We start from the raw sequence: 24,084 nt of genomic DNA, 5'->3' as shown, positions 1-24,084 counted from the left end.
AAGTCCGTACGTGCTGCCCCAACGCCGGCATGGCGCGACCCCCGTCGCTCTCGTCCTCCGGGCACGGCGGAGCCATGCCGGCCACGAAGCCGGAGACCGGCGTCATGGCGGGGCCGAGCCCCTCGTCGGCTCTAACGCGGGAGATCGCCGGGAGGTTGTTAGCCGGGCAGCCGGCGGGCCGTCGCGGCGCTCATCGCAGCGATCTTGGCCTCCCGCTTGGCGGTGCGCAGGGCTCGCTTGACCGACCGCTGGGAACGCTTGATCGAATGCTGGGAACGGTCGACCGCGTGGCTGGCGCGGTAGCCCAGCCCGGGGCGCCCCTCGGTGTCGACCGCGGCCAGCAGCAGGCCGCCGAGCAGGCCCAGGTTCTTGAGGAACTGGGTCTGGTGGACCTTCGCGTCGGGCCGCGAGCGGTCCCAGAACGGGTGACCGGCGATGGTGGTCGGCACCAGGTTGGCCGCGAGGACGAACGCGGCCGGCCGGGTGAAGTGGCCGGTGGCCAGGGCCAGGCCGGCGATCGTGTCGCTCGCGCCCTTGATGCGGACCAGCGTGCGGGCATCGGTCGGGATGCGAGGATCGGCCTTCTCCAGGAGCGGCTTCATCCGGTCGGTCACGCGGCTCGCGGTCTCCGTGGTCGCGTCGGGTTTGACGAGCGACCGGACGCCCTGGATGACGAAGATCGACGCGAGCATCGCGCGGGCAGCAGTGCGTACGGGCTTCATGAACTGGTTATACCCGCCGGAGGCCGATCACACCGGCTGCGTGCGCAGGTAACGGCCGAAATGCGGCACCGTGAAGGCGACGGTGCCGCGCTCGCCCGAGTAGATGAGGCCCTTCTTGATCAGCGCGTCGCGGGCCGGCGACAGGCCGGCCGGCTTGCGGCCCAGGGCGGTGGCGATGTCGGCGGTCGAAACGGCCGCGTCCATGTCGTTGCTGCCGTGGTCGCCGGAGAGCGTGGCCATCGCCCGCATGTAGTCGCGCTCGGCCGGGGTGGCCCGTTCGAACCGGGAGCCGAAGAAGCCCACGGCCAGCTCGGCCTCGGCCTCGGGAGCGGCCACCCGGACGTCGGCGTCGGTCACCGGGGACTGCGGCGCGTGATCCCACGTCGCCTTTCCGTACGCCTGGACGAAGTACGGATATCCGCCGGACTTCTCGTAGAGCAGGTCGAGCGCCTTGGCCTCGTACTCGACCTGCTCGCGGGCGGCCGGCGCACAGAGCGCGAGATCGGCCGCGACCCGGTCGAGCCGGTCGATGCGCTGGTAGCGGAAGAGACGTTCCGAGTACGACTTGGCCGCGGACAGCACGGCCGGGAGATGAGGCAGACCGGCGCCCACCACGATCAACGGCGCGCCCAGCTGGGACAGCTCATGGCAGGCGGCGCACAGCGCGGAGACGTCGGCCGGTCCCAGATCCTGCATCTCGTCGATGAACAGCCCGATGCCGGTGCCGACGTCGGTGGCGAGCGAGGCCACGTCGGTGAACAGCTCGACCAGGTCGATCTCGATGTCGCCCGAGTCGGCGCGGCCCCGGGCCGGGGGCACGTCGATGCCGGGTGCCCACCGATCGCGCAGCTTGGCCGAGCTGTCGTTGGCCCGCAACGCGAACGCCTTGAGCACCGCCAGCACCTCGTCGACCCGGTCGGGATCACGGTGGTGGGGCGCGAGCTCGCGGATCGCCATGTGGAGCGCGGCCGACACCGGGCGGCGCAGCGACTGATCGGGCCGGGCCTCGATCTTGCCGGTGCCCCACAGCCGGCCGATCGCCGCCGACCGCAGGGTGTTGAGCAGGACGGTCTTGCCGACCCCGCGCAGGCCGGTCAGGACGAGGCTGCGCTCGGGGCGGCCCCGGGCGATGCGCTCGAGCACCACGTCGAAGGCGTCGAGCTCACGGTCACGACCGGCCAGCTCGGGTGGGCGCTGGCCGGCGCCGGGGGCGTACGGGTTCCTCACCGGATCCACGCATTGCACCGTATCGGGTTGTCTAGCGAAATAGCTAGAGTGCGCTAGCAAGACCTCGCGAATGTCTTCGAGGAGGGTCTAGCGGTATCTAACCTCTGAGCTATAAAAGGCTAGAGCGCCTTATGTTCCTTCAGGCACAGCACGAAGTCGAGCTCGTCGAGCGGGCTGTCGAAGAAGAACCACTTCGTGTAGCCCGTGACCTTGGAGCACTTGCGCTCCGCGTCCTTCTCCCCCGTGGTCTTGCCCTTGATCCGATCCAGCACCTGGTACGTGCCGGTCGTGCAGACCGTCGAGCGCATGTTGGGCTCCTCGTCGGTGCCCTCGTTGACCACGCAGTCGCCCTTCTTCACGTAGAAGCGGGCGTCCTCGCTGCCTTGCGGCGCCGGACCGACGACCGGCGCGGTTGCCGACTGGGTCGGAGCGGCCTGATCGCCGCGGTCGTTGCGCTGGTTGAGCAGCCAGGCCGTCGTGCCGAGGCCGATCACGATCAGCAGACCGAGAACCACCACCAGCGCGATGATCGGCGTATTGCGTTTCGGCGGGGGCGGCGGCCGGTCCCACGAGGACTCGTTGACGACCGCACCCATCGGCGCTGATTGATAGCCCATCGGCTGCTGCGGGATCGACGGAGGATGGCCACCCCAGGAAGGCTGCTCCGGGACGGGGGAGCTGTGCTCACCCCAGGGATCAGCCGGCTCCGCATACGGCTCGTCGGAGCCCCCGTGCGACCACGGCGGGCCGGAGTACGGGCCGTTCTGCGACATCAGGATCCTCCGGAAGCGGAATACGCTGCTGCCACCGTAGCGTGCGAGGCCGCCACAGGGCCGGACGGAATCGCCGCCGGTGTCGGCAACACGACCCGCACACCGCCGGTCCGAACACTACGGTGCCGATTCGTGTCCCTACTTCTGGTGATCTCCGCCGCCGCCTTCGGCGGATCCGCAGCCGCATACCTCCCGCACGTCGCGCACCGGCTGGCCGTTCCCTTCGGCGAGCCGCCCCGATCGGCCTGCGCGTCCTGCGGCCGGCGCTTCGTCCCCGGGCCGGGTGGGTGGGTCCGGGTGGGTGCTTGCTGCGCCAGCCGGGCGTACGGGCTGACGGTGGTGGCCGGCGCGGCGGTGAGCACCCTGCTGGCCGTGGCGCTCGGACCGTGCGCGCTGCTGCCGGTGCACCTGCTGGCGGTCGTACCCGGCCTGCTGCTCGCGCTGATCGACCTGCGCTGCCTGCGGCTGCCCGACCGGGTGGTCGCCGTGCTGGCGGTCGTCACCGTGCCGCCGTCGGCACTGCTGGCGCCGGACCGGATCGGAACGGCGCTGGTGGCCGGCGGGCTCGTGCTCACGGCCTACCTGGTGATCGCTCTGCTGCCCGGAGCCGGGCTGGGCCTCGGCGACGTGAAGCTCGCGACGGTGCTGGCGGTGATCCTGGGCTTCGCCGGGTGGCCGGCGGTGATCACCGGGCTGGTCGTTCCGCATCTGATCAACGGGCCGATCGCGCTGGCGCTGCTGCTCGCCCGGCGCGGCCGGCCGCTCCCGTTCGGACCGGCGCTGCTGGCCGGCGCGCTGGTCGCCGTCACAACAGCCTGAGCTGGCGATCCTTCGGCCGGTTGGGCACGGTGTCGCCGAGCCGCTCGAACAGCCCCGCGTCGATCACGTCGAGGAACGGGCTCGGGCTCTGCTCACGCTCGCTGCCGTGCCGGAACCGGCGGGCTGCGCTGCTGACATAGAGCCTGTCCTGCGCCCGGGTCAGGCCGACGAAGAACAACCGCCGCTCCTCGGCGATGTCCTCGTCGGACGCCGGAGCCCCGGGCCAGCGCAGCGGCAGCAGGCCGTCCTCACAGCCGACCAGGAACACCACCGGGAACTCGAGGCCCTTCGCGGCGTGCAGGGTCAGCAGGTTGACCGCCTCGGCCCGCGGGTCGAGCGCGTCCACCTCGGCCCCGGTCGCGATCTCCTGCAGGAACCGCGGCAGGTCCTCACCGACGCGCCGGGCGAGCGGGCGCAGCAGGTCGGCCGCGGTCCAGATGTCGTCGGGCGCCAGGTGCTCGCCGTCCAGGGTCGGCGCGGCGAACCGCTGAGCCAGCGCCTGCGCGGTCAGCTTGAGCCGGGCGGCCAGGGAGCCGCCCACCCCGTCGGCGTGCCGCAGCTCGCGGGCGATGTGCTGAACGCCGGGCCGGTCACGCAGCCGGTTGTGCGAGCGCTTCTGCACCGGCACCCCGGCCCGGGACAGAGCCTCGACGATCGCGCCGGATTGCGAGTCGGTGCGGTAGAGCACGGCGATATCCGAGAAGGACAGATTGCCGGCCGCGACCGACCGGGAATCGACCCGGCCCGAGTCCAGCGACCGGTGGGAGAGACCACCGACCAGGTCGTCGATCGTGCGCACCACGAAATCGGCCTCGTCGGCGACGCTCGCGGCGGGATAACGGCCGACCAGCGGCGCCTCGGGGTCGAGCCGGGCCGGATCGAGCCGCCGGCCGTTGACCAGCGACGACGGGGCGATGGCCTGCACCGCCGCGGCCAGGATCGGGGCGGACGAGCGGTAGTTGCGGGTCAGCCGGACCAGCCGCGCGTCCACGAAGTCCTCGTTGAAGCGCAAGAAGTACTTCACGTCGGCGCCGCGGAACGAGTAGATCGCCTGGTCGGGATCGCCGATCGCGCACAGGTTGCCGTCGGCCGGGCTGAGCAGGCGCAGCAGCTCGTACTGGGTGTCGTCGACGTCCTGGTACTCGTCCACGAAGATCCACTGCCAGCGCCGCCGGTACTTCTCGACCAGGGCCGGCTCGTCGCGCAGCAGCGCCACCGGCATGGTGATCAGCTCGTCGAGATCGACCAGGTCCTGCTGGCGCAGCAGTTTCGCGTACGCGAGATCGTCGTCGCCGGCCTGCTCGCGAGCCTCGTCCCGTTCGGTCTCGTCGGCGATCCGCCAGTGGGCGCCCAGGCCGGCGGCCCGCGCGTTCTCCTTGAGAATCGCCAGCCCGACCGAGTGGAACGTGCCCACCGTGATGTCCTCGCCGGCGTCGCCGAGCAGGGCGTCCAGACGCTCGCGGAGCTCGCCGGCGGCCCGCCGGGTGAACGTGATGGCCAGGCAGCGCTCCGGGAAGACTCCCAGCTCGGCGCAGAGATAGGCGATGCGGTGGGTCAGCGTCCGGGTCTTGCCCGTCCCCGGACCGGCCACGATCAGCAGCGGGCCGCCGGGCGCCGACGCCGCCACCCGCTGCATGGCGTCGAGGCGGTCGAGCAGCCCGGTGCCCACCTCCTCCATGCCCGCGAGCATCGGCTCGAACGGCTCGTGCGGGCTCGGTGGCGGTGGCAGCGGCGGGGCCTTCCGGGCCTCCTTGACCACCTTGACCGGCTTGGACCGGACGGCCGGCTCGGGCTTGCGCTGCTGCGGGACGTCGAACAACGTCTCGACCTGGGGCGCGCTCGCCCGGTTACGCAGCTCTCCCGGCTCGAAGAGGGTGATCACGCCGTACTCGCCGTCGTAGCCCGCCACCCGGCGCACGTCGCCGCGGCGCAGCCGGTCGATCCCCTCGCGGAGCTCGTCGCCGCCGGCCTGGCCGATCGCCTCCAGCGGCACCTTGCGCAGGATGTCCAGCTCGGCGCCGAGCGTGGCGACCAGGTGGTTGAGCTGGGTCTCGACCGTCTTGGACTTCGGCCCGACCCCGTTGATCTCGCCGAGGATCTCGTGGAGCTGGATCAGATGCTCGACGTGGCCGCCGCGGTGGGCGCCGGTGGGCCGGTCGGCGAGGTCCTCGACCCGGCTCAGCACGCCCACGGTGAGCGGCTTGCCGCACTCGGGGCACCGGCCGTCGTGCTCGCGGGTGCGCTGCGGTTCCCAGTTGACGCCGCAGGCCCGGTGGCCGTCGGCGTGGTACTTGCCCTCTTCCGGGAAGAACTCGAGCGTCCCGGCCAGGCCGGCGCCGTCGCGTACGGCGGCGTAGTCGGGCTCACCGGTGAACAAGGTCGCCTCGCGGGCCAGCGCGGCCGGTGAGTGCGCATCCGAATTCGACACCAGGCGGTAGCGGTCGAGGCTGGAGACCCGCCAGTTCATCTCGGGGTCGGAGGAGAGGCCGGTCTCGACCGCGGTGACGTGCTCGGCCAGATCGGCGTAGCAGTCGGCGATCGCGTCGAAACCCGACTTGGATCCGAGCGCCGAGAACCACGGGGTCCAGATGTGCGCCGGGACGAGGTAGCCGCCCGATTCCAGCGTGATCTCGAGCAGATCGCGCGAGTCGAGGCCGAGGATGGGACGACCGTCGGCGGTCAGGTTGCCGATGCGGCCCAGCGCGGTGTTGAACCGGGCCGCCGCCGCGAAGTCCGGCATGTAGATCAGGTGGTGCACCTTGCGGGTGCGGTCGTCCCGCTTGTAGATCGTCGAGATCTCGACGCTGAGCATGAACCGCGCCGCCGGGCTCTTCTGGAGAGAGCCCGGCAGGCGCTTGGTCACGTCCGCCTCACCGGCGTAGCGGAAGAGCCCGGGGCCGTCGTCGACGAGGCTCTCGCGCAGGTGGTCGAACCACGCGGGATGGGTGAAGTCACCGGTGCCCAACAGCGCGATGCCCTTGCGCCGGGCCCACCAGGCCAGGTTGGGCAGGGTCAGATCACGGCTGCAGGCGCGGGAGAAACGCGAGTGGATGTGAAGGTCCGCGACGTACGTGTCCGCGGCACTACCTGCGTTGTCCGAGGGCACGCGCTGCATCCTGTCACGCCCTCCGGTGCTCACACGAATCGCCACGCCTTGACGAACTTATGGATCTTGATGCTTCGGCCCCGGTCGCGTCGGGTGCTTTGCCATGTCTTTTCTATCGCGTCGAACGCAGCTCGATCACGCTCACCTGGGGCGGCGCGCCGACCCGGACCGGCGGGCCCCAGAAACCGGCGCCGTTGGTGACATAGACCGGCACACCATCGACCCGGCCGAGCCCCGAAACCACGGGCTGTTCCAGCTTGACCAGCAGGTTGAAGGGTGCCATCTGGCCGCCGTGCGTGTGACCGGAAACTTGAAGATCGACCCCGAACGGGGCCGCGTCCCGGGCAGCCAACGGCTGGTGGGCCATCAGCACGACGGGCCGCGACGGGTCGCGGTCGCCGAGCGCCTTGGCGAAGTCGGCCGGGTCGCCCTCGGCCCCGCCGTTCAGGTCGTTGACGCCGGCCAGGTCGAGACCGCCGAGCTCGAGGCGTTCGTTGCGCAGCGGCCGCACGTCGAGGCGCGCGACCTCGTCGACCCACTCCTGGAAGCCCGAGTAGTACTCATGGTTCCCGGTCACGAAATACGCCCCCTGCCGCGACTGGATATCGGCCAGCGGCGCCGCGAGCCGCCCCAGCTCCGCCACGCTGCCGTCGACAAGGTCACCGACGACGCACACGATGTCCGCCTGCACCGAATTGATCACATCAACGATGCGCCGGGTGTGATTGATGCCGGTCAGCGGCCCGAGGTGGATGTCGGAGACGACGGCCAGCCGGGTGCCGTCCATGACCCGGGGCAGCTTGGCCAGCGGGATCTGGATGCGGTCGATGCGCGGGCCACCGAGCGCCGTCCGCACGCCGTAGCCGGTGACGCCGGCCGCGGTGAGACCGGCGAAGATCGCCGCGCCGCGGGCGAGGACGAGCCTCCGGTCGAGGCCGGGCTTGTCGCCGGCGCCGGCCGAAACGCCGTCGCCGACCCGGTTGCCGTCGTCGTCGCCGGGCGTCGGTGGCTTGTCGGCGGTCAGCACCGGTGACGGCTCGGCTCGGACCTCGCCTGCGGCGGGCTCCCCCGGCTTGCCTGCGGCCGTCGGCGTCGAGGTGCCGTTCCCCGTACGCCCGCGGGAGCGCCACGCCAGCAGCAGGGCGAGCCGGGGGATCTCGAGAACGGCCAGCGTGACCAGCAGATAGAACATGAGCGCGATCCACAGATAGCCCGGCCAGGCCAGCCAGGGAACGGCCCCCGACCGCACCCCGATGAGCGTCGCCGGAGCCAGCACCGTCAGCACGACGACGATCCCCGCCCCGATCCGTCGCGCGCGCTTGCCGGGCAGCGGGTCTTTGACGAGCCGCTTGTACAGATAAAAATGGATCAGGCCGATGACGACCACGATCAGCCCGACGAAGACGATCAAGACTTCCTCCCCCAGAAACTTTCCCCGCACAGTCTCCTGGTCGTTCCTGAGAGCCCACTGACGAACCCCTGAAGTCGGCTGACCTCGCCCGATGGCCGTCCAGCCGAAGGCCGGCGACTCGGGCAGCTGCCCTCGCCGACAACGGACGATTCCGGTCGATTCCGTCGTGGGAACGGGTGCTCCGGCCGCTGCCCCGGTCGGTCCCGGTCCGCGCCTGGTCAGAGCCGGTAGCTCCGGAGTGCGGCCAGGAAGGACGGCATCTCGACGATCTGTTCGGCGGCCCGGCGCTCGATCGCCTGCCGGTCGCGGGGGCCGAGCGCCTCCTCCCCGAGCGACATCCGCAGCCGCTCGGCGAGCCGCCCGAGCCGCAGCCCAGCCCGCCGCGCCAGCACATCCGGCCCGCCGAACGGCGACCCACCCGCGCCGACGTAGGCCTCGACTGTCCGGCGGACGGCCGCCAGATCAGCCGTCGCCCGCCCGCGCCGCGCGAACTCCAGCGTGGCGTGCGCCGCCTCGAGGCTCGCGCTGTCCGGCCCGGCCACATCCCAGTCGATCAGCACGGGCCCGCCGTCGGTCATGAGCACATTCCAGGGCTCGACGTCCCGATGGGTCATCACGTAGTCGCCGGCCGCTTCAAAACTCCGCGCGACCCACTCGGCCGCCTCCAGGACGCTCGCCAGATGCAGCCGCAGCAGCGCGGCCCAGCTCCGGCCCTCCCGCTGCCCGGCCTCCAGCCATCCCTGCCAGAGCCCCGGAACGTCCAGCCGATACCAGTCGGGCGCTCCGGCCGCCGCCGCCACCCCGCGAGGCTCTGCCGCCGCGAGGGACTCTGCCGCACCGCGAGGCTTTGCGGCACTGCTGACCTCTGCGGCACCGCGAGACTCTGCGGAACCGTGGGCCGCCGCCGCACCTGACGGCCTGGCTGCACCGGCGCGCTCCGCCGCGTCGCCGGTGGTCAGGGCTTTGCCGGGGATGGCCGGCGACAGTCGGTGAAGCCTCGCCAACGTCGTGCCCAGCCACTCGGCGACGTCGTCCGTATCGGCCAGTGGTCGCCCATCGACCCACTCGTACGCCCGGACCCAACCCAGGCCATCGATCCGCACGGCGAAGCCGAGCCTCCGCGCGGTCGGCGTGCCCGCAGGCGTCGGCCACTGTGTTGCGTGAGCCCCAGTGCTGGAGGAGCCGGCCGTCGGCTGAGTTGTCCCGCGCACGGGCTCGATCGGCCGGGGCATCGCGACGCCGGCGTCGATCGCCCGCTGTTCGAAGGCCATCGCCCGCGAGAAGTCTTCGAGCCACTCCTCAGCCGGGACATGCTTGACCAGCACCGGCCCGTCCCGGGTAGCCAGGCGCCAGGTCTGCGAACTGCGGAAGCTCACCGGCACCAGCCCACCGTCGACCGTTCCCAGCCCGAACGATTCGGCAACCAGTGCGGCCTGTCCGCTCACAACGTCTCGTCCCGATGCCGCCACGGTCACCCACCGCCCCCCCCCGGAACTAAAGAGAATTCAGTCGCTCAATCCCGGACGGCCCATCGACGGTCGTCCCGGATTCGGAAGGCCGGTCCGGCAGTCGCCGACAGGCTTCAGCCCCGCTCCGAAACAGCCACAGCGTCGACGAAATCCCAGGGTTTTCGCGCCAGTTTCTACCGATTCAAGGTGCGCATTCTCGGGCCGGACACAGGCAATCTGCGGCTCAAAATTATCGGTGTTCTGTCCGCCCCCGGGCAAGCGGCCGCGAATGTAGCGAAAGCTGCGCTGACGTCACGGCCACGGCCAGCCGATTCGCCCGTTGCGACCGACCTCGACGCGCTGCCAGATACGGCCAGCCAGCCTCGATGCGCACCCCGTGCGGCCGAGCAGCCTCGGCGCGCCGCAGGTTGGGGTCAGCCGCCGGCGAAGGGCGGCAGGATGTCGATCGTGGCGTCGGCCGGCAAAGGCGCCGCCTGATCGTGGCAGGCCAGGCCGTCGACCAGGAAGCTGGCCGCCTTGAGGACGACGCCGAGGCGTTCGCCGTGGCGGTCGGTCAGCCGTTGCTTCAGCTCTTCCAGCGAGGCCGCCTCGGCCACCTCGCTGCGTGTGCCCTGGACGGCGGCTCGCGCGCCGGCGAAATAGCGAACGGTCAGGGTCGCCACGTCATCCTCCGATGGCGGACATGGGGCGGGTCGGCTGCAGGAACGAGGGGTCGTCGATGCCGTGACCAGCGCGTTTGCCACTCATCGCGACCCGCCAGGCCTCGGCCACGGCGTCGTCGCCGACGTCGGAGCGGAGCAGTTTGCGCAGGTCGCTCTCGTCGGTGGCGAACAGGCAGTTGCGCACCTGGCCATCGGCGGTGAGCCGCGTGCGGTCGCAATCGCCGCAGAAAGGCCTGGTCACGCTGCCGATCACCCCGACCCGGGCCGGTTCCCCGGCGGCGTCGACGTGACCGGGGATGAGCCAGGTCTCGGCCGGCGCTGTTCCACGTGAAACCGGATCGGGGAGCAGACCGTAGGGCTCGAGGTCGGCCAGGATCTCGTCGGCCGTGACCATCTGGTGCCTGTCCCACTGATGCTGGGCGTCGAGCGGCATCTGCTCGATGAAGCGCAGCTGATAGCCGTGGTCGAGCGCGAACCGCAGCAGCGCCGGCGCCTCGTCGTCGTTGATGCCCCGCATGAGCACCGTATTGATCTTGACTGGAGTGAGCCCGGCCGCGGCCGCCGCCTCGAGCCCGCGGAGCACGTCGGCGAGCCGATCGCGCCTGGTCAGAGCCTTGAAGCGCTCCGGATCGAGGGTGTCCAGGGAGACGTTGACCCGGTCGAGCCCGGCGTCGCGCAGCGGACCGGCGAGCCGTTCGAGACCGATGCCGTTCGTCGTCAGCATCAGCCGGGGCCGGGGCTCCAGTTGCGCCGCCGCCCGTACGATGCCGACCAGACCCCGCCGCAGCAGGGGCTCCCCGCCGGTGAACCGGACGTGCTTGATCCCGAGCGTCTCGACCGAGATCCGGATCAGCCGATTGACCTCGTCGTCGGTCAGTTGCTGATCGCGGGGAAGCCAGGCCAGGCCCTCCTCGGGCATGCAGTAGGTGCAGCGCAGATTGCAGCGGTCGGTCAGGGAGACACGCAGATCGGTCGCCACTCGGCCGAACCTGTCGGCGAGCGGGATCACCCCGCCCCCAGCGGTTGCCGATCTCTCATGCATGCTCACGGATCGAATCTATCCGCTTTCCCGGCCGACGTCGCCAGCCGAACTCCGCCTGTGGACAGCGACTCGATCACAGCGCTCGGAGGGTGGATTCCGCGGCCGAACGCACCGACCCGCGATAGCCCGCCCCGAACGCGGCGGCGTGCACGAGCAGGAGGTGCAGTTGGTGCATCGGCACCCGTTCCCGCCAGCCGTCGCCGAGGGGGTAGGACTCGTCGTAGGCGCCGATGATCGACGACAGGTGAGGTGCGCCACCGAAGAGGGTCAGCTCGGCCAGATCGGTCTCCCGGTGGCCTCCGTGGGCGGCCGGATCGATGAGCCAGGCTCGGCCGTCGGCGCCCCACAGGATGTTTCCCGGCCACAGATCGCCGTGCGTGCGGCTGGGTGGCTCGCCCTCGGCGTACGTCTCAAGGCCCTGGAGAACACGCTCGACCAGCGCCGCCTCCGTCGCTGAGAGCGCACCGCGATCGACCGAGACCTTCAGGTACGGCAGGAGCCGGCGCTCGGCGAACCACCGCCCCCACGGTTCCGGAGAGGGCGTGTTGTCGAGGCCGAGCGGACCGATGTAGCCGGCCCAGGCCGCCCCGAACGCGTCGGCGCCGGCCCGGTGGAGGCGGGCCAGGTCACGCCCCAGCTGCTCGGCCGCCGCCGGAGTGGGCTCGCCCGGCTCGATCCACTCGGTCGCGATCATCGTGGGCAGCGCGACGATCACCTCGGGCGCCGGCACTCCAGCCTCGCGCAACCACGCCAGGCCGGACGCCTCGGCGGCGAAGAAGCCCTCCGGCGCTGCCCCGGACGGCCAGGTCTTGGTGAAGACCGACGCGCCGTCGTCGAGCGTGAGACGGCTGGCCGTGGACACGTTGCCACCGCTCACCGGCGTCTCCCGGATGCGCTGATGGGTGAGAAATGTCGGGAGGTGCTCCGGGTGCGCGCGCAGGTACGCCAGATCCACCGCCTTATCTTCCGCTTCGGCTTACGCCTGTCCGGAATCGGAGTCAAAATGTCGGCATGAGCCCTGTCACAGTGCGTTCGTACCGGCCGAGTGACCACTCCGCGGGCCGTCGCCTGTGGTCCGAGCTGACCAATCAGCACAACCGGATGTACGGCGTGCCCGACGAGGACGCCGGTGAGGGTTTCGAGGAGTACCTCACCCGGCTCGACCTGGGCGGGCTGTGGGTGGCCGACCATGCCGACGACGGGGTGATCGGGCTGGTCGGACTGGTGCTCCGTGGGCTGGCCGGTGAGGTCGAGCCGGTCGTGGTCACGGCCTCGCACCGGCACAAGGGCGTGGGCCGCAAGCTGCTGCGGCACGTCGCCGACGAGGCACGCCGCCGCAACCTGACCGCGCTGACCATCTCGCCCGAGTCCCGCAACGTGGATGCGATCCGCAGTCTGCACGCGGCCGGCTACGACGTGGTCTCGTCGTTCCAGCTGACGCTCGACCTGAACCGCGCGCAGCACGGGTGGCAGCAGGAAGGTCTTCAGTTGCACGAGCTCCCGTTCCGCTCCTGAAGCGTTGACAGCGGGCCTGTGGACAACCCGCGTGTCATCCACAGGCCGGACGCTTGGCACTCGCGGAGGAAGCCCGTCGGGCCACGCTGCCCGGCATGAACCCCGAGTGCTCGATCGTCGTCCGCACCCCCGCCGACCTCATCGCCGTGACGCCCTACCTGCTGGGCTTCCACCCGGCCGACAGCATCGTCGTGATCGGCATGGCCGGCCGCCGGGTGAGCTTCGCCGGACGGCACGACCTGCCGCCGCCCGGCTCCGACGGCGTCGACTGGCTGGCTCCGCTGGTCAGCCGTCAGCCCGTGGAGACCATCGCGCTCCTCGGCTTCGGTCCGCCCGACCCGGTCGACCGGACCATCGACACCCTCGGCGCCGCGCTGGCCCGGGGTGGGCTCGCGGTCCGGGACAGACTGCGAATCACCGACGGACGTTGGTGGTGCCTCGACCGCCCCGAACCGGACTGTTGCCCACCGGACGGTCACCCGGTGCCCTCCCCGCACAACCCGGTCGCCGCGGCGGCGATCTACCAGGGTCAGGTCGCGTTGCCCGACCGGGCTGCGCTGGCCGCGCGGGTGGCGAGTGTCGAGGGTGACGATCGCCGGCGGATGGCCGCCGCGACCGCCGAGGTGAGCATCCGGCTGGGCCGGTTCTTCGCGCCCGGTCGCAGCCCCGAGGCCCTGCTGGAACGGGCCGGGCACTCCGCGGTGCGACTCGGCGAGAGAACGTACGCGGCCGGCCGTTCGCTCACCTTCGACCAGACAGCCGTGCTCGGCGCGCTGGTCGCCGATGAGTCGGTGTTCGACTACGCGCTCAACCGGATCTCCGACGAGCCGTGGCGAGTCACCCAGTGGACCGAGGTGACGCGCCGGGTCGAAGCCCCGTTCGTGCCCGGGCCGGCCGCCCTCCTGGGCTACTCGGCCTGGCGGGCCGGTCTGGGCTCCCTCGCCCGGGTCGCGGTCGACCGGGCGCTGCGCCACGATCCCCGGCACCGCTTCGCCTGGATCCTCGATCGCCTGCTCGCGGCCGGCATCAGCCACGAAGCCGTCGAGGACTTCACCCCGCCGCCGGTCACCCTCCGAGGCCGGTCCCGGTGAAAACTTCCCTTTCGTACGGGCTAAGCGCGGGAGCCGTCGCCGGTGCCGGCCGGTGTCCGTGCCTCAGCCGGCTCGACGGTGACGCGCTGAGCCGAGGCGTAGACGTTCATGCTCCGGCCCCGCAGGAAGCCGACCAGCGTCATGCCGGCCTCGTCGGCGAGCTCGGCGGCCAGGGTGCTCGGCGCCGACACCGCCGCCAGCAGCGGAATCCCGGCCATCCAGGCCTTCTGCGTGAGCTCGAAACTGGCCCGGCCCGACACGAGCAGGACGTGCCCGGTCAGCGGCAGCCGTCCCTCGCGCAGCGCCCAGCCGATCACCTTGTCCACGGCGTTGTGGCGGCCCACGTCCTCGCGGAGCACCAGCAACTCGCCGGCCGCGGTGAAGAGGCCGGCCGCGTGCAGCCCGCCCGTGCGGTCGAAGGTGCGCTGGGCCGAACGCAGCCGGTCGGGCAGGTCGGCCAGCGTGGTCGCGGGGATGCGGAGCGGGTCGGCGGAGACGTCGAAGCGCGACCGGGTGCGGACCGCGTCGATGCTGGCCTTGCCGCACACACCACACGAGCTGGTGGTGTAGAAGTTGCGGCTCGGGTCGGTGACCGGCGGCGGCACGTCCGCGCCGAGCACGACGTCGACCACGTTGTACGTGTTCGGGGTGTCGGTGCCGGCGCAGAGCTGCGCCGTCACCACGTCGTCGGCGGCGCTGATGACACCCTCGGTGAGCAGGAAGCCCATCGCCAGGTCGATGTCGTGGCCGGGAGTGCGCATGGTGACCGCGAGCGGCTCCTTGCGCACTCTGATCTCGAGCGGCTCCTCGGCGGCGAGATCGTCCGGGCGGCGCCGGGGATCACCGGTCGCGTCCAGGTTGATCTTCACGACCGGCCGCCGGGTCATCGTCCTCGCCATGGGTCGAGCGTAGGCCGGTCGGCGGCATCCGGCTCGGCACGGGAGGGGCGGCGCGATACCACCGGGACACGAAGTGATCCACGACTGGTAACTGAGCGCGCGGTCACGCCCGACACGCGGCCGGGATACGGTACGTACGTGGGGGGATATGCGGCGGTGGTGCTGGCCGGCGGAGCTGCGCGGCGAATGGGCGGTGCGGACAAGCCGACCCTGACCGTGGCCGGGCAATCCATGCTGACCCGGGTGCTGGCCGCGGTGCACGACGCCGACCCGCGCATCGTCGTCGGCCGGGTGCCCCCCGACCTGCCCGTCCAGGTGCACTCCACCCGCGAGGACCCGCCCGGCAGCGGCCCGGTGGCGGCCACCGCGGCGGGGCTGGCCCTGGTGCCCACGGACGTGACCTACACGGCTCTGCTGGCCGCCGACCTGCCCCTGCTCACCGGCGAGGCGATCGACGTGCTGCGCCTGACCGCCGAGTCGGCGCCGATGCAGGGCGCGGTCTACCGCGACGCCGAGGGCCGGCGGCAGATGCTCTGCGGCGTCTGGCGGACGGCCGCGCTGCGGGCCGCGATCGAGCAATTGGCCGAGGCCCGGGGCAACCTCGACGGCGCCTCGGTGCGGGAGCTGATGAACCATCTGCGGGTGGCCGAGGTGTCCTGGCGGCGCGCCGGACCGCCGCCCTGGTTCGACTGCGACACCGACGACGACCTGCGCACCGCCGAGGAGTGGGCCCGGTGAGCCGGCGCCACCTCACCGGGTTGCCGGCTGGTCGCCGCCGGTTGTGGACGTGGTGAACGAGCTCGACGCCTGGGTCGCCGCGGCCGGCCGGGAGGCCGGAGTCGATCCGGGTGACATCCCGACCCGGCTGGTGCTCGACCTGGCCCGCGACGTGGCCCACGGGGTGGTGCGGCCGGGAGCTCCCGTGACGGCCTACCTTCTCGGGCTGGCCGTGGGCCGCGGCGCCGACCCTTCCGAGCTGGCCGACCGGCTCAGCGACCTGGCCCGGGCCTGGTCACCTCCCGCCGCCGCGCCCCCGCCGGCCGCGTCCGGTGGGGGCCTCGAGGGCGACGGAGAACAGCCCATCCCCTGAGAGGGGCGCGAGGGGGCGGACGCCGCTCGATAGGGTGGCGGAAGCGGAGGTGACGATCATGACGGCACAGAGCGCCGAGGGCGGCGAATCCACCGACGGTGTGCTCCTCGACGAGCCCACCACGGCCGACTTGAGGGCGAAGGTCGGCGAGGCCTGGCGGGAGTTCGCGCGGGCGCTGTCCGGCCTGCTTCCGACGCTCGCCGCGGGGGCGCACGTCGATCTGACACTCGATCCGACGGCGTCCGGCACCGGCACCGCCGTCTACTCGGTGAGCATGCGGGTGCGGGAGGGCGGTGTGGTCGAGGCCCTGGCGATCGGCAACGCGGGCCTGCCCGAGGGCTATCGGATGGATCGGGCCTCGATCGCCGATCTGGTGGCGCTCGGCTGGTCACCGCCGGGCGTGCTGGCGGGCTCGGGCGATTCGTTCGGCCTCAGCTCCACTCAGGACAACTCCAACCGGCTCGCCACCGTGGTGGCCCGCACGCTGCGCGACGTCTACGGCGCGCCGCATCCGGCGTTCCTCGTCTACCTGGTGCACGACGAGAACGACGAGCCCATCGACACCGTGCCGCTGGCCACCGCCCGGCACGAGCCCAGCATCGACGACGAGCTGAGCCTCGACGACCTGGCCGAGGACGGTGTGCTGGCGGCCGCGCTGGCCGACGCGGCCGACGAGGTGGTCCCGCTGGACGAGCGGGTCCGCACGGTGGTCGCCACGATGTCCAAGACCACGGTCGACCAGCTGCAGGTGGACGCCGACGGCGACATCGGCATCCGGGCCGGGTCGGCCATGGTCTTCGTGCGGGTGCGCGACAACCCGCCGCTGGTGGATGTGTTCTCGCCGATCCTGACCGAGGTCGAGCCGACCGAGCTGCTCTACGTGAAGCTCTCCGAGCTGACCAATCGCATGCCGATCGGCCGGCTCTACTGCGCGCAGGACACGGTGTGGGCGTCCATCCCGGTGTTCGGTCGCAACTTCCAGGCGACCCACCTGATGCTGGCCGTGCAGGTCATGACCGGCCTGGCCGACGAGCTCGACGACCGGCTGCACGGCGAGTTCGGCGGCAAGCGCTTCTTCGGTGAGGGCGACAAGCCGGCCCCGGCCAAGGAGCCGACCGACGACCACCGCACGGGGATGTATCTGTAGGCGAGCCCGGCAGGGCTTGCCCTGCCGGCCACGCGGGGCTGAGTGCGGGCCGGGCAGGACAAGCCCTGGTATCGGGGGGTCGCTCAGGTCAGGGCGACCCAGGCGAGCCGGTCCAGGGTGGACGCGTTCGAGGCGAGCAGACCGCGCTCGTTGATCGACCACAGCACGTCGCCGACCAGCACGGCCCGGCGCATCGGCCCGGCGTCCCTGGTCGGCGGGGCCAGCCGGGTGGCCCGCTCGAGCCGGTCGCCGGTCACCCGCAGGGCCAGCACGCCGTCGGTCTTGGCGTCCGCGATCGGCAGCACCAGCAGACCGGTCGCCGGCCACCAGAGGAGGGCGTGCGGGTCGGACTCGGCCTCCGACGCGCCGCCCGCCACGACATGCTGGTCGAGGCGCTTCGGCGCGGCCGGGTCGCCGACGTCGAAGAGGGAGATCTGCGTGCCGGTCGGAACCCCGGCATCGGTCGCTTCCTGGCCGATGCCGATCAGTCTGTCGTCGCCGACCGGTTGCAGGTGGGACGAGTAACCGTTGATCTTCAGCTCGCCGGTCACCCGCGGCTTCTCCGGCACGGCGAGGTCGAGGCTGTAGAGCGGGTCGGTCTGGCGGAAGGTCACCACATAGGCGCGAGGCCCGAGGAACCGTACGGAGTAGATGCGCTCACCCCGGCCGAGTCCTTCGGCCGCGCCGACCTCGACCAGCGCCCCGTCCTTCTCCCGCAGCACCCGCACCGCCGAGGCGTCGTCCTGCCAGCTGGTCGTGGCCACGCGCAGGTGACCGTCCCACTCGGACATCGAGTACTGGTTGAGCAGCCGGCCCGGCACCTTGCCCGACGCCACGTGGACCGGCCGGCCGGTCGGCGGCAGACGGAACCGGTAGATGTCGGTGCCGTCCGGGCGTGCGACCTGGCCGGTGTCGGTGGCGGTGATCGTCATCCGCCAGCTCTGGTTGTTCGCGACGAAGAGACTGTCCGCGCTGCCGTAGACGGCGTCCCCGTCGGCGACCACCGCGACCGGATCGCCGTCGCCGAGCACGGCCGCGCCGACGTCGAAGGACAGCACCCGCAGCATCGACAGGCCCGAGAAGGACTCCGGCCGGCTCACCGCCGCGCAGTCGAGCCGACCCTTGGCCGTCGTGGCGCCGGTGGTGATCTCCCAGTCCGGCAGCCACGCTTCGATCGGCGCGGTGGCGATGGCGTCCCGGTCGTCTTGTTTGGCTTTCTCGGGTTCGGGCTCGCCGCGGTACGGCAGTTCGAGATCGGGGCTGCTGCTGATCACGATGCGTGCCACGGTGCCGTGCTGCCGGGCGTCGACCAGCCGGCCGTCACCGCGATAGCGGCTGAGCAGCCGGGGCGTCCCGCTCGAGAGGTCGACGAGCAACACCTCGGAGCGGCCGTTCCCGGGCCGGATCATCCGGGTGTCGTCGCGCAACGGAGAGCGGTGACCGCCGTCGGCCAGCACCAGCGCGTGGTCGCCGGCCATCAGCAGCTTCGCCTCGTCGACCGCTTCCAGGCCGAGATCGAGCCGACCGGTCTGGCGGCGGGTGGCGGTGTCGATCACGCGCAGCACGCCGCCCGAGATGGCGAGGATGCGCCGCCCGTCGGTCTTCACGATGTCGGGCTCGTCGATCCCGGCCTCGTGCACGTTGGTCGAGGACGAGGCCGACGGCGCGCCGCCGGCGGCCGCCGCGCGCTCCGGCGTCGATTCGGCGGTCAGCCGGCGCCCGGCGCCCGGGAGCGAGAGAGCCGCGACGTGGCTTCGCTCGGCCGCGGCCCGCAGTTCCTTCCCCAGCTGATCACAGGAGTCGAAGGCGACGAGCTTGAGCGCCGGGGCGGCGACCGGCGAGGACCCGGTGGATGAGGACCCGGTGGACGGTGATCCGGTGGACGGCGCGGACGCGGTGCAACCGGCCAGCGGCAGGACGGCCAGCACGGTCAGGAGCCAGGATCGACGCGACATGACGGGTTGGACGCGCCCATCGACGAAGGGGTTCCCGGCGTCACCCCGGAGCCGCGAACTCCCGAGCCGGGGAACAGCTGGAAATTACTGGGCCGGTAGTTACCGAGCTGGGAACTCCGGGGCCGGAACGGGGGTGGGCGTCTCGACCAGCCGGGAAAGAACAATCATGCTGCGGGTCGAGGTGACGAACGGCTCGGCGCGCAGCCGTTCCAGCACCTGCTCCAGGTGACCGATGTCGGCTGCTCGCAGGTGCACCAGGGCGTCGGCCTCACCCGACACCGTGTACGCCCCCACGACCTCGGGATGCCGCCGGGTGGCCACGGTGATCTGGGCCGGGGTGGTCCGGCCCGTACAGAACAGCTCGACGAACGCCTCGGTCGTCCAGCCCACGGCCGACGGCTCGACGACCGTGGTGAAACCTTTGATCACGCCGCGGGATCGAAGCCGGTCGACCCGTCGCTTGACCGCGGGCGCCGAGAGGGACACCCGCGCGCCGATCTCGGCGTACGACGATCGCGCGTCGGCCATGAGCAACGCAATGATTCGCTGATCTACGGCGTCCAGTTGCAACGATTCGCCCCCAACGGACAAGATTTCTGGCTGTTTCGTGCATCGCAGCCTACCTACGCTCTAGCTCATGAACCACACGCAGCGCCAGCCGCGGAACCGGACATATCTCATGTGCCCTCCGCAGCATTTCACGGTCGAGTACGCCATCAACCCGTGGATGGACACGACCGTCCCGGTCGACGCCGCGCTGGCCCTCAAGCAATGGGAGATGCTCCGCGACACGCTCGGCGACCTCGGCCACCGGGTGCACCTGCTCGACCCGGTCGCCGGCCTGCCCGACATGGTCTACGCGGCCAACGGCGCGTTCTCGGTGGACGGCGTGGTCTACGGCGCCCGCTTCCGGTTCCCGCAGCGGGGGGCCGAGGCCGACGCGCATCGTGAGTTCTACGCCGGCCAGGGTTGGACGTTCGCCGGGCCGGTGCACGTCAACGAGGGCGAAGGCGACTTCGCGTACCTGCCCGGGGCGTACGGGGGCCTGGTCCTGGCCGGCTACGGCTTCCGCACCGACCCGGCCGCGCACGCCGAGGCCCAGGAGGTGATCGGCCGCCCGGTGGTCTCGCTGAGGCTGGTCGATCCGGCCTTCTACCACCTGGACACCGCGCTCGCCGTCCTCGACGACCGGCACGTCACCTACTACCCCGGCGCCTTCTCGCCGGCGTCCCAGCGGGTGCTCGCCCAGTTGTTCCCGGACGCCGTGCTGGCCGACCGGGCCGACGCCGAGGCGTTCGGGCTCAACCTGGTCAGCGACGGCCGCCACGTGGTCCTCAACACCGAGGCGACGGCGATGGGCGACAAGGTCCGAGCGGCCGGCTACCAGCCCGTGCACGTGGACCTCTCCGAGCTCAAGCGGGGCGGCGGCAGTGTGAAGTGCGTGGTGGCCGAGCTCCGGCAGTGATCGTGGACACCGTGAAACAAACCATGGGTGCTGGCGGATGACCGGAGGCCGTGCGGGAAGATGGAGCACATGACCGACGAACAACACCCCGTGGAGAAGCCCGACGACGGTTCCGTGATCGTGGTCGGCCCGGACGGGCGTCCGCTCGGAACCATGGAAGCCGACGGGACGGTCAACCCCGAGGAACCCGGCAATCTGATCGAGCAACCGGCCAAGGTCATGCGCATCGGCAGCATGATCAAGCAGCTGCTCGAGGAGGTCCGGGCCGCACCGCTCGACGAGGCCAGCCGGGGCCGGCTGCGGGAGATCCACCAGCGGTCGATCACCGAGCTCGAGGACGGCCTGGCGCCCGAGCTGCGCGACGAGCTGGAGCGCCTGTCCCTGCCGTTCGAGGGTGAGACCCCGCCCAGCGAGGCCGAGCTGCGCATCGCCCAGGCCCAGCTGGTCGGCTGGCTCGAGGGTCTCTTCCACGGCATCCAGGCCGCGCTGGTGGCTCAGCAGATGGCGGCCCGGCTGCAGCTCGAGCAGATGCGCGGCGGCCAGGGGCGGCCCGCCCTGCCGATGGGTGCGCTGCCCGGCATGCCCGGTCAGCCCGGCCCGCGCGACGCCGGCGACGGCCGCACCGGGCAGTACCTGTAAAGCTCGAAGACCTCTAAAGCTCGAAGAGGTCGGTCAGGTAACGCGCCACCCCGTCCTCGTCGTTGGTGGGGCCGATCTCGTCGGCCACCTCCTTGACGGCGGGGTGCGCGTTGCCCATGGCTATCCCCCGGCCGGCCCAGGTCAGCATGGGGATGTCGTTGGGCATGTCGCCGAACGCGATCACCTCGGACTTGTCGACGCCGTGCCGCTCGCAATGCCAGGCCAGCCCGGCCGCCTTGGTCACGCCGGCCGCGCTGATCTCGACCAGCGCGCTCGACGACGAGTGGGTCGTCGTCGCGATGTCGCCCAGCGTGCGGCTCACCAGCTCGAAGAAGTCGTCGGGACCGTGGTTGGCCGAGCGGGCCAGCAGCTTCACGGCCGGCGCCGAGGTCAGCTCCTCGGGGGTCGCGAGGACACGGACGGACTTTCCCTCGTTCTCCCAGCGGACGGGCCAGGCTTCCTCGTACCAGAAAGCGCGCCCGTCCTCGACCTCGACGGCCAGCGCGATGTCGGGAATCGCCTCGCGCAGCCGCTTGCTCACGTCGAGCAGCAGGTCGGCCGAGAGCGGGTCGGCCCGCAGGACCTCGTCGCGCTCGGGGTCGTAGATCACCGCGCCGTTCGCGCAGATCGCCGGCACCGGCGCGGCCATCTGGTCGAAAAGCTGCCGGAGCCAGCGGACCGGCCGGCCGGTCACGATGACGAACGGCACCGGGAGCGCGTCGAGCACCTCGATGGTGCGCGCGCTCAGGGTGCCGTCGGTGCGGATGAGCGTGCCGTCGATATCACTGGCGACGAGCTGAAAAGGCGAGGACATCACCTCGACAGTAGCCGGTCGAGATAGACCGCCACCCCGTCCTCGTCGTTGGTGAGCGTCACCTCGTCGGCGACCGCCCGCAGCTCCGGGTGGGCATTGGCCACGGCCACCCGTCCCCACCCGGCCCACGCGAACATCGGCAGGTCGTTGGGCATGTCACCGAAGACCAGCACGTCGGCCGGGTCGACGCCGACGGCCTGGGCGACCACGGCCAGACCGGTGCCTTTGTCCACGTTCGCCGGGCAGATCTCGACGTAGTTCAGGCCGGCCTGGGTGACGGAAGCCACCTCGGGCGGGACGACCCGCCGGGCCACGGCGAGCAACTCGTCGACGTCGTACGCGAGGGACCGGGCGAAGGCCTTGATCACGTCACCGGTGCAGCAGTCGGCGCGGCTGCGCTTCTCGACGACCACCGGGTAACGCCAGGTCGGGTCGTAGTCGCCCCAGAGCGGCGAGTCGTCGTGCTCCAACGCCTCGACCATGACGGAGAGCTGACCGACCTCGGCCTCGAGCTCGGTCAGCACGCGGCTCAGCATCGCGCCGGGCAGCCGCGAGCGCAGCAGATAGGCGGACTCGGCCTGGTCGAGCACCCACCCGCCCTGGGCCATCACCAGGAAGTCGGCGTCCCGGATGTCGTTGCGGGTGAGGTTGGTCAGCCGCGGACCGCGACCGGTGGCGCCGACGACGCGGATGCCGGCGGCCCGGACCCGGCCGAGGACCTCGTGGGTATACGCGGACACGGTGTCGTCGCTGCGGACGAGGGTGCCGTCGAGATCGGTCGCGATGAGCTTAGGGAGTCCAGGCTTGGTCATCGGAAACCTCCGAGGGTTGTGCAACCCCCGCGGAGGGCGGAAGGAGAACGGTACACCCGTGCGACTACCAGCGGCTATGACAATTGGTAGCCGCACGGTGTATTCACCGTTATCGGGAAGGTTCCAGGATGTCGCGGCCGCCGAGGTAGGGCTGGAGAGCCTTGGGGACCCGCACCGAACCGTCCGGCTGCTGGTGGTTCTCGAGGATCGGAATCAGCCACCGGGTGGTCGCGAGGGTGCCGTTCAAGGTCGCCGCGGTCTGCGGCTTGCCGTCGGCGTCGCGGTAGCGGATGTTGAGCCGCCGGGCCTGGAACGTGGTGCAGTTGGACGTCGAGGTGACCTCGCGGTAGCGACCCTGCGACGGCACCCACGCCTCGCAGTCGAACTTGCGGGACGCGCTCGAGCCGAGGTCGCCACCGGCCACGTCGATCACCCGGTACGGGATCTCGACCTTGGCCAGCATCTCCTCCTCCATCGCGAGCAGGCGCAGGTGCTCGGCGGCCGCGTCCTCCGGCTTGCAGAACGAGAACATCTCGACCTTGTCGAACTGGTGCACCCGCAGGATGCCGCGCACGTCCTTGCCGTACGACCCGGCCTCGCGGCGATAGCAGGACGACCACCCGGCGAAGCGTTCCGGTCCGGCTTCGAGATCGAGGATCTCGTTCGAGTGGTACGCCGCCAGGGGCACCTCGGACGTGCCGACCAGGTAGAGGTCGTCGGCCTCGAGCCGGTAGATCTCACTGGCGTGGGCGCCGAGGAAGCCGGTGCCCTCCATCGACTCGGGCTTCACCAGCGACGGCGTGATCGACGGGGTGAAGCCGTGCTCGACCGCCTGGGCGATCGCCATCTGCAACAGTCCGAGCTGGAGCAGCGCCCCCACGCCGGTGAGGAAGTAGAACCGCGAGCCCGACACCTTGGCGCCGCGCTCGGTGTCGATCGCCCGCAGCGCCTCGCCGATCTCGAGGTGGTCGCGCGGGTTCTCGATGGTCGGAAGATCGCCGACCTCGCGCAGCACGACGAAGTCGTCCTCGCCGCCGGGCGGCACGCCGTCCTGCACCACGTTGGGCACGGCGAGGTGGGCCTTGCGCAGCGCCTCGTCGGCCACCGTCGTCTCGGCCTCGGCCGCCTTGACCTCGGCCGCCAGCTCCTTGGTGCGGGCGAGCAGGGCGACCCGTTCGTCGCCCGAGGCCTTGGGCACCTGCTTGCTCAGCGATTTCTGCTCGGCCCGGAGCGCCTCGAACCGCTGGGTGGCGGAGCGGCGGGCCTCGTCGGCGCGCAGGAGATCATCCACCACCTCGGTGGACTCACCACGCAGTCGCTGGCCGGCGCGGATCCGGTCGGGGTCTTCGCGAAGCAGACGCAGGTCAATCACGAGTGTCGAGCCTACCGGCGGCCAGGCCCGGTCAGCACACGGATATCCCGGTGC

The 24,084-nt window shown here is 71.4% G+C and carries 23 protein-coding genes; 8 read left to right on the top strand and 15 right to left on the bottom strand.

The window, feature by feature from the left end:
* Nucleotides 1-158: 158 nt before the first annotated feature.
* The 3 genes from HJC40_RS09775 to HJC40_RS09765 all read right to left on the bottom strand — a co-directional run bounded on the left by HJC40_RS09775 (nt 159) and on the right by HJC40_RS09765 (nt 2,722).
* Entirely contained in the window at nt 159-722 is a 564-nt protein-coding gene (locus tag HJC40_RS09775) for a DoxX family protein (RefSeq protein ID WP_250000514.1), read from the bottom strand.
* Between the two features lie 27 nt (nt 723-749).
* Nucleotides 750-1,958: an ATP-binding protein gene (locus HJC40_RS09770; RefSeq protein ID WP_250000512.1), complete on the bottom strand. Its 1,209-nt coding sequence runs from the start codon at nt 1,956-1,958 to the stop codon at nt 750-752.
* 110 nt (nt 1,959-2,068) lie between these two features.
* A complete protein-coding gene (locus HJC40_RS09765) occupies nt 2,069-2,722 on the bottom strand; it encodes a hypothetical protein (RefSeq protein ID WP_250000510.1) in 654 nt (217 codons plus the stop codon).
* A gap of 132 nt (nt 2,723-2,854) precedes the next feature.
* On the opposite strand from HJC40_RS09765, the gene HJC40_RS09760 reads away from it, so the two are divergent.
* On the top strand, nt 2,855-3,541 hold the full coding sequence (locus HJC40_RS09760) for a prepilin peptidase (RefSeq protein ID WP_250000509.1): 687 nt from the start codon (nt 2,855-2,857) through the stop codon (nt 3,539-3,541).
* On the opposite strand, the gene HJC40_RS09755 is transcribed toward HJC40_RS09760, so the two are convergent.
* The 6 genes from HJC40_RS09755 to HJC40_RS09730 all read right to left on the bottom strand — a co-directional run bounded on the left by HJC40_RS09755 (nt 3,528) and on the right by HJC40_RS09730 (nt 12,186).
* Nucleotides 3,528-6,656 carry a UvrD-helicase domain-containing protein gene (locus HJC40_RS09755; RefSeq protein ID WP_250000506.1) on the bottom strand — a complete coding sequence of 1,043 codons (3,129 nt, stop codon included), beginning with the start codon at nt 6,654-6,656 and terminating at the stop codon, nt 3,528-3,530. The two genes, HJC40_RS09760 and HJC40_RS09755, sit on opposite strands and share 14 nt — an antisense overlap.
* 103 nt (nt 6,657-6,759) lie before the next feature.
* Nucleotides 6,760-8,058, bottom strand: coding sequence for a metallophosphoesterase (locus HJC40_RS09750; protein ID WP_284042902.1), 1,299 nt, complete (start codon nt 8,056-8,058; stop codon nt 6,760-6,762).
* A gap of 218 nt (nt 8,059-8,276) precedes the next feature.
* A complete protein-coding gene (locus HJC40_RS09745) occupies nt 8,277-9,503 on the bottom strand; it encodes a phosphotransferase (RefSeq protein ID WP_250000504.1) in 1,227 nt (408 codons plus the stop codon).
* 437 nt (nt 9,504-9,940) lie between these two features.
* Complete coding sequence (locus tag HJC40_RS09740) at nt 9,941-10,189, bottom strand: MoaD/ThiS family protein (protein WP_250000502.1); 249 nt, start codon at nt 10,187-10,189, stop codon at nt 9,941-9,943.
* 1 nt (nt 10,190) lies between these two features.
* A complete protein-coding gene (gene moaA / locus HJC40_RS09735) occupies nt 10,191-11,231 on the bottom strand; it encodes a GTP 3',8-cyclase MoaA (RefSeq protein ID WP_250000747.1) in 1,041 nt (346 codons plus the stop codon).
* Between the two features lie 73 nt (nt 11,232-11,304).
* Nucleotides 11,305-12,186: a fructosamine kinase family protein gene (locus HJC40_RS09730; RefSeq protein WP_250000499.1), complete on the bottom strand. Its 882-nt coding sequence runs from the start codon at nt 12,184-12,186 to the stop codon at nt 11,305-11,307.
* 56 nt (nt 12,187-12,242) lie between these two features.
* Between HJC40_RS09730 and HJC40_RS09725 the strand changes: the two genes are divergently transcribed.
* On the top strand, nt 12,243-12,746 hold the full coding sequence (locus HJC40_RS09725) for a GNAT family N-acetyltransferase (RefSeq protein WP_250000496.1): 504 nt from the start codon (nt 12,243-12,245) through the stop codon (nt 12,744-12,746).
* A gap of 95 nt (nt 12,747-12,841) precedes the next feature.
* Nucleotides 12,842-13,837: a DUF4192 domain-containing protein gene (locus HJC40_RS09720; protein WP_250000494.1), complete on the top strand. Its 996-nt coding sequence runs from the start codon at nt 12,842-12,844 to the stop codon at nt 13,835-13,837.
* Nucleotides 13,838-13,857: 20 nt separating this feature from the next.
* Here the strand turns inward: HJC40_RS09720 and fdhD are convergent, their stop codons facing one another.
* Entirely contained in the window at nt 13,858-14,736 is an 879-nt protein-coding gene (gene fdhD, locus HJC40_RS09715) for a formate dehydrogenase accessory sulfurtransferase FdhD (RefSeq protein WP_250000492.1), read from the bottom strand.
* A gap of 138 nt (nt 14,737-14,874) precedes the next feature.
* Here fdhD and HJC40_RS09710 point away from each other — a divergent pair, with 138 nt between their 5' ends.
* From HJC40_RS09710 to HJC40_RS09700, 3 genes are read left to right on the top strand one after another with little or no spacing between them, the layout of a single operon-like run.
* Complete coding sequence (locus HJC40_RS09710; RefSeq protein ID WP_250000489.1) at nt 14,875-15,474, top strand: NTP transferase domain-containing protein; 600 nt, start codon at nt 14,875-14,877, stop codon at nt 15,472-15,474.
* Nucleotides 15,475-15,526: 52 nt separating this feature from the next.
* Nucleotides 15,527-15,826, top strand: coding sequence for a DUF6457 domain-containing protein (locus tag HJC40_RS09705; RefSeq protein WP_374271519.1), 300 nt, complete (start codon nt 15,527-15,529; stop codon nt 15,824-15,826).
* Between the two features lie 58 nt (nt 15,827-15,884).
* A complete protein-coding gene (locus tag HJC40_RS09700; RefSeq protein WP_250000485.1) occupies nt 15,885-16,973 on the top strand; it encodes a hypothetical protein in 1,089 nt (362 codons plus the stop codon).
* 83 nt (nt 16,974-17,056) lie between these two features.
* Here the strand turns inward: HJC40_RS09700 and HJC40_RS09695 are convergent, their stop codons facing one another.
* Together HJC40_RS09695 and HJC40_RS09690 are read right to left on the bottom strand one after the other, a co-directional pair.
* On the bottom strand, nt 17,057-18,928 hold the full coding sequence (locus HJC40_RS09695) for a beta-propeller domain-containing protein (protein ID WP_250000483.1): 1,872 nt from the start codon (nt 18,926-18,928) through the stop codon (nt 17,057-17,059).
* 99 nt (nt 18,929-19,027) lie between these two features.
* Complete coding sequence (locus tag HJC40_RS09690) at nt 19,028-19,498, bottom strand: Lrp/AsnC family transcriptional regulator (RefSeq protein ID WP_250000481.1); 471 nt, start codon at nt 19,496-19,498, stop codon at nt 19,028-19,030.
* Between the two features lie 67 nt (nt 19,499-19,565).
* On the opposite strand from HJC40_RS09690, the gene ddaH reads away from it, so the two are divergent.
* Together ddaH and HJC40_RS09680 are read left to right on the top strand one after the other, a co-directional pair.
* Complete coding sequence (gene ddaH, locus HJC40_RS09685; RefSeq protein WP_250000478.1) at nt 19,566-20,393, top strand: dimethylargininase; 828 nt, start codon at nt 19,566-19,568, stop codon at nt 20,391-20,393.
* Nucleotides 20,394-20,453: 60 nt separating this feature from the next.
* On the top strand, nt 20,454-21,032 hold the full coding sequence (locus HJC40_RS09680) for a bacterial proteasome activator family protein (protein ID WP_374271434.1): 579 nt from the start codon (nt 20,454-20,456) through the stop codon (nt 21,030-21,032).
* 13 nt (nt 21,033-21,045) lie between these two features.
* Here HJC40_RS09680 and HJC40_RS09675 read toward each other — a convergent pair whose 3' ends face one another.
* The 3 genes from HJC40_RS09675 to serS form a co-directional block, all read right to left on the bottom strand.
* Entirely contained in the window at nt 21,046-21,846 is an 801-nt protein-coding gene (locus tag HJC40_RS09675) for an HAD family hydrolase (RefSeq protein ID WP_250000474.1), read from the bottom strand.
* Nucleotides 21,846-22,658 (bottom strand): HAD-IIB family hydrolase, encoded by an 813-nt coding sequence (locus HJC40_RS09670; RefSeq protein ID WP_250000471.1) that lies wholly within the window; start codon nt 22,656-22,658, stop codon nt 21,846-21,848. The genes HJC40_RS09675 and HJC40_RS09670 overlap by 1 nt, the downstream gene beginning before the upstream one ends.
* 109 nt (nt 22,659-22,767) lie before the next feature.
* Entirely contained in the window at nt 22,768-24,030 is a 1,263-nt protein-coding gene (serS, locus tag HJC40_RS09665; RefSeq protein ID WP_250000469.1) for a serine--tRNA ligase, read from the bottom strand.
* Nucleotides 24,031-24,084 lie beyond the last annotated feature (54 nt).

This window comes from Actinoplanes sp. M2I2, from assembly GCF_023544445.1.
GTDB lineage: Bacteria > Actinomycetota > Actinomycetes > Mycobacteriales > Micromonosporaceae > Actinoplanes.
Note: the sequence above shows the minus strand (reverse complement) of the source record. Positions and strands in the feature narration are given on the sequence as shown.

Coding starts and splice junctions, on each gene's coding strand:
- HJC40_RS09775 (WP_250000514.1), bottom strand. CDS start 722: ATGAAGCCCGTACGCACTGCTGCCCGCGCGATGCTCGCGTCGATCTTC.
- HJC40_RS09765 (WP_250000510.1), bottom strand. CDS start 2,722: ATGTCGCAGAACGGCCCGTACTCCGGCCCGCCGTGGTCGCACGGGGGC.
- HJC40_RS09755 (WP_250000506.1), bottom strand. CDS start 6,656: ATGCAGCGCGTGCCCTCGGACAACGCAGGTAGTGCCGCGGACACGTAC.
- moaA (WP_250000747.1), bottom strand. CDS start 11,231: ATGCATGAGAGATCGGCAACCGCTGGGGGCGGGGTGATCCCGCTCGCC.
- HJC40_RS09725 (WP_250000496.1), top strand. CDS start 12,243: ATGAGCCCTGTCACAGTGCGTTCGTACCGGCCGAGTGACCACTCCGCG.
- HJC40_RS09720 (WP_250000494.1), top strand. CDS start 12,842: ATGAACCCCGAGTGCTCGATCGTCGTCCGCACCCCCGCCGACCTCATC.
- fdhD (WP_250000492.1), bottom strand. CDS start 14,736: ATGGCGAGGACGATGACCCGGCGGCCGGTCGTGAAGATCAACCTGGAC.
- HJC40_RS09700 (WP_250000485.1), top strand. CDS start 15,885: ATGACGGCACAGAGCGCCGAGGGCGGCGAATCCACCGACGGTGTGCTC.
- HJC40_RS09695 (WP_250000483.1), bottom strand. CDS start 18,928: ATGTCGCGTCGATCCTGGCTCCTGACCGTGCTGGCCGTCCTGCCGCTG.
- ddaH (WP_250000478.1), top strand. CDS start 19,566: ATGAACCACACGCAGCGCCAGCCGCGGAACCGGACATATCTCATGTGC.
- HJC40_RS09680 (WP_374271434.1), top strand. CDS start 20,454: ATGGAGCACATGACCGACGAACAACACCCCGTGGAGAAGCCCGACGAC.
- HJC40_RS09675 (WP_250000474.1), bottom strand. CDS start 21,846: ATGTCCTCGCCTTTTCAGCTCGTCGCCAGTGATATCGACGGCACGCTC.
- HJC40_RS09670 (WP_250000471.1), bottom strand. CDS start 22,658: ATGACCAAGCCTGGACTCCCTAAGCTCATCGCGACCGATCTCGACGGC.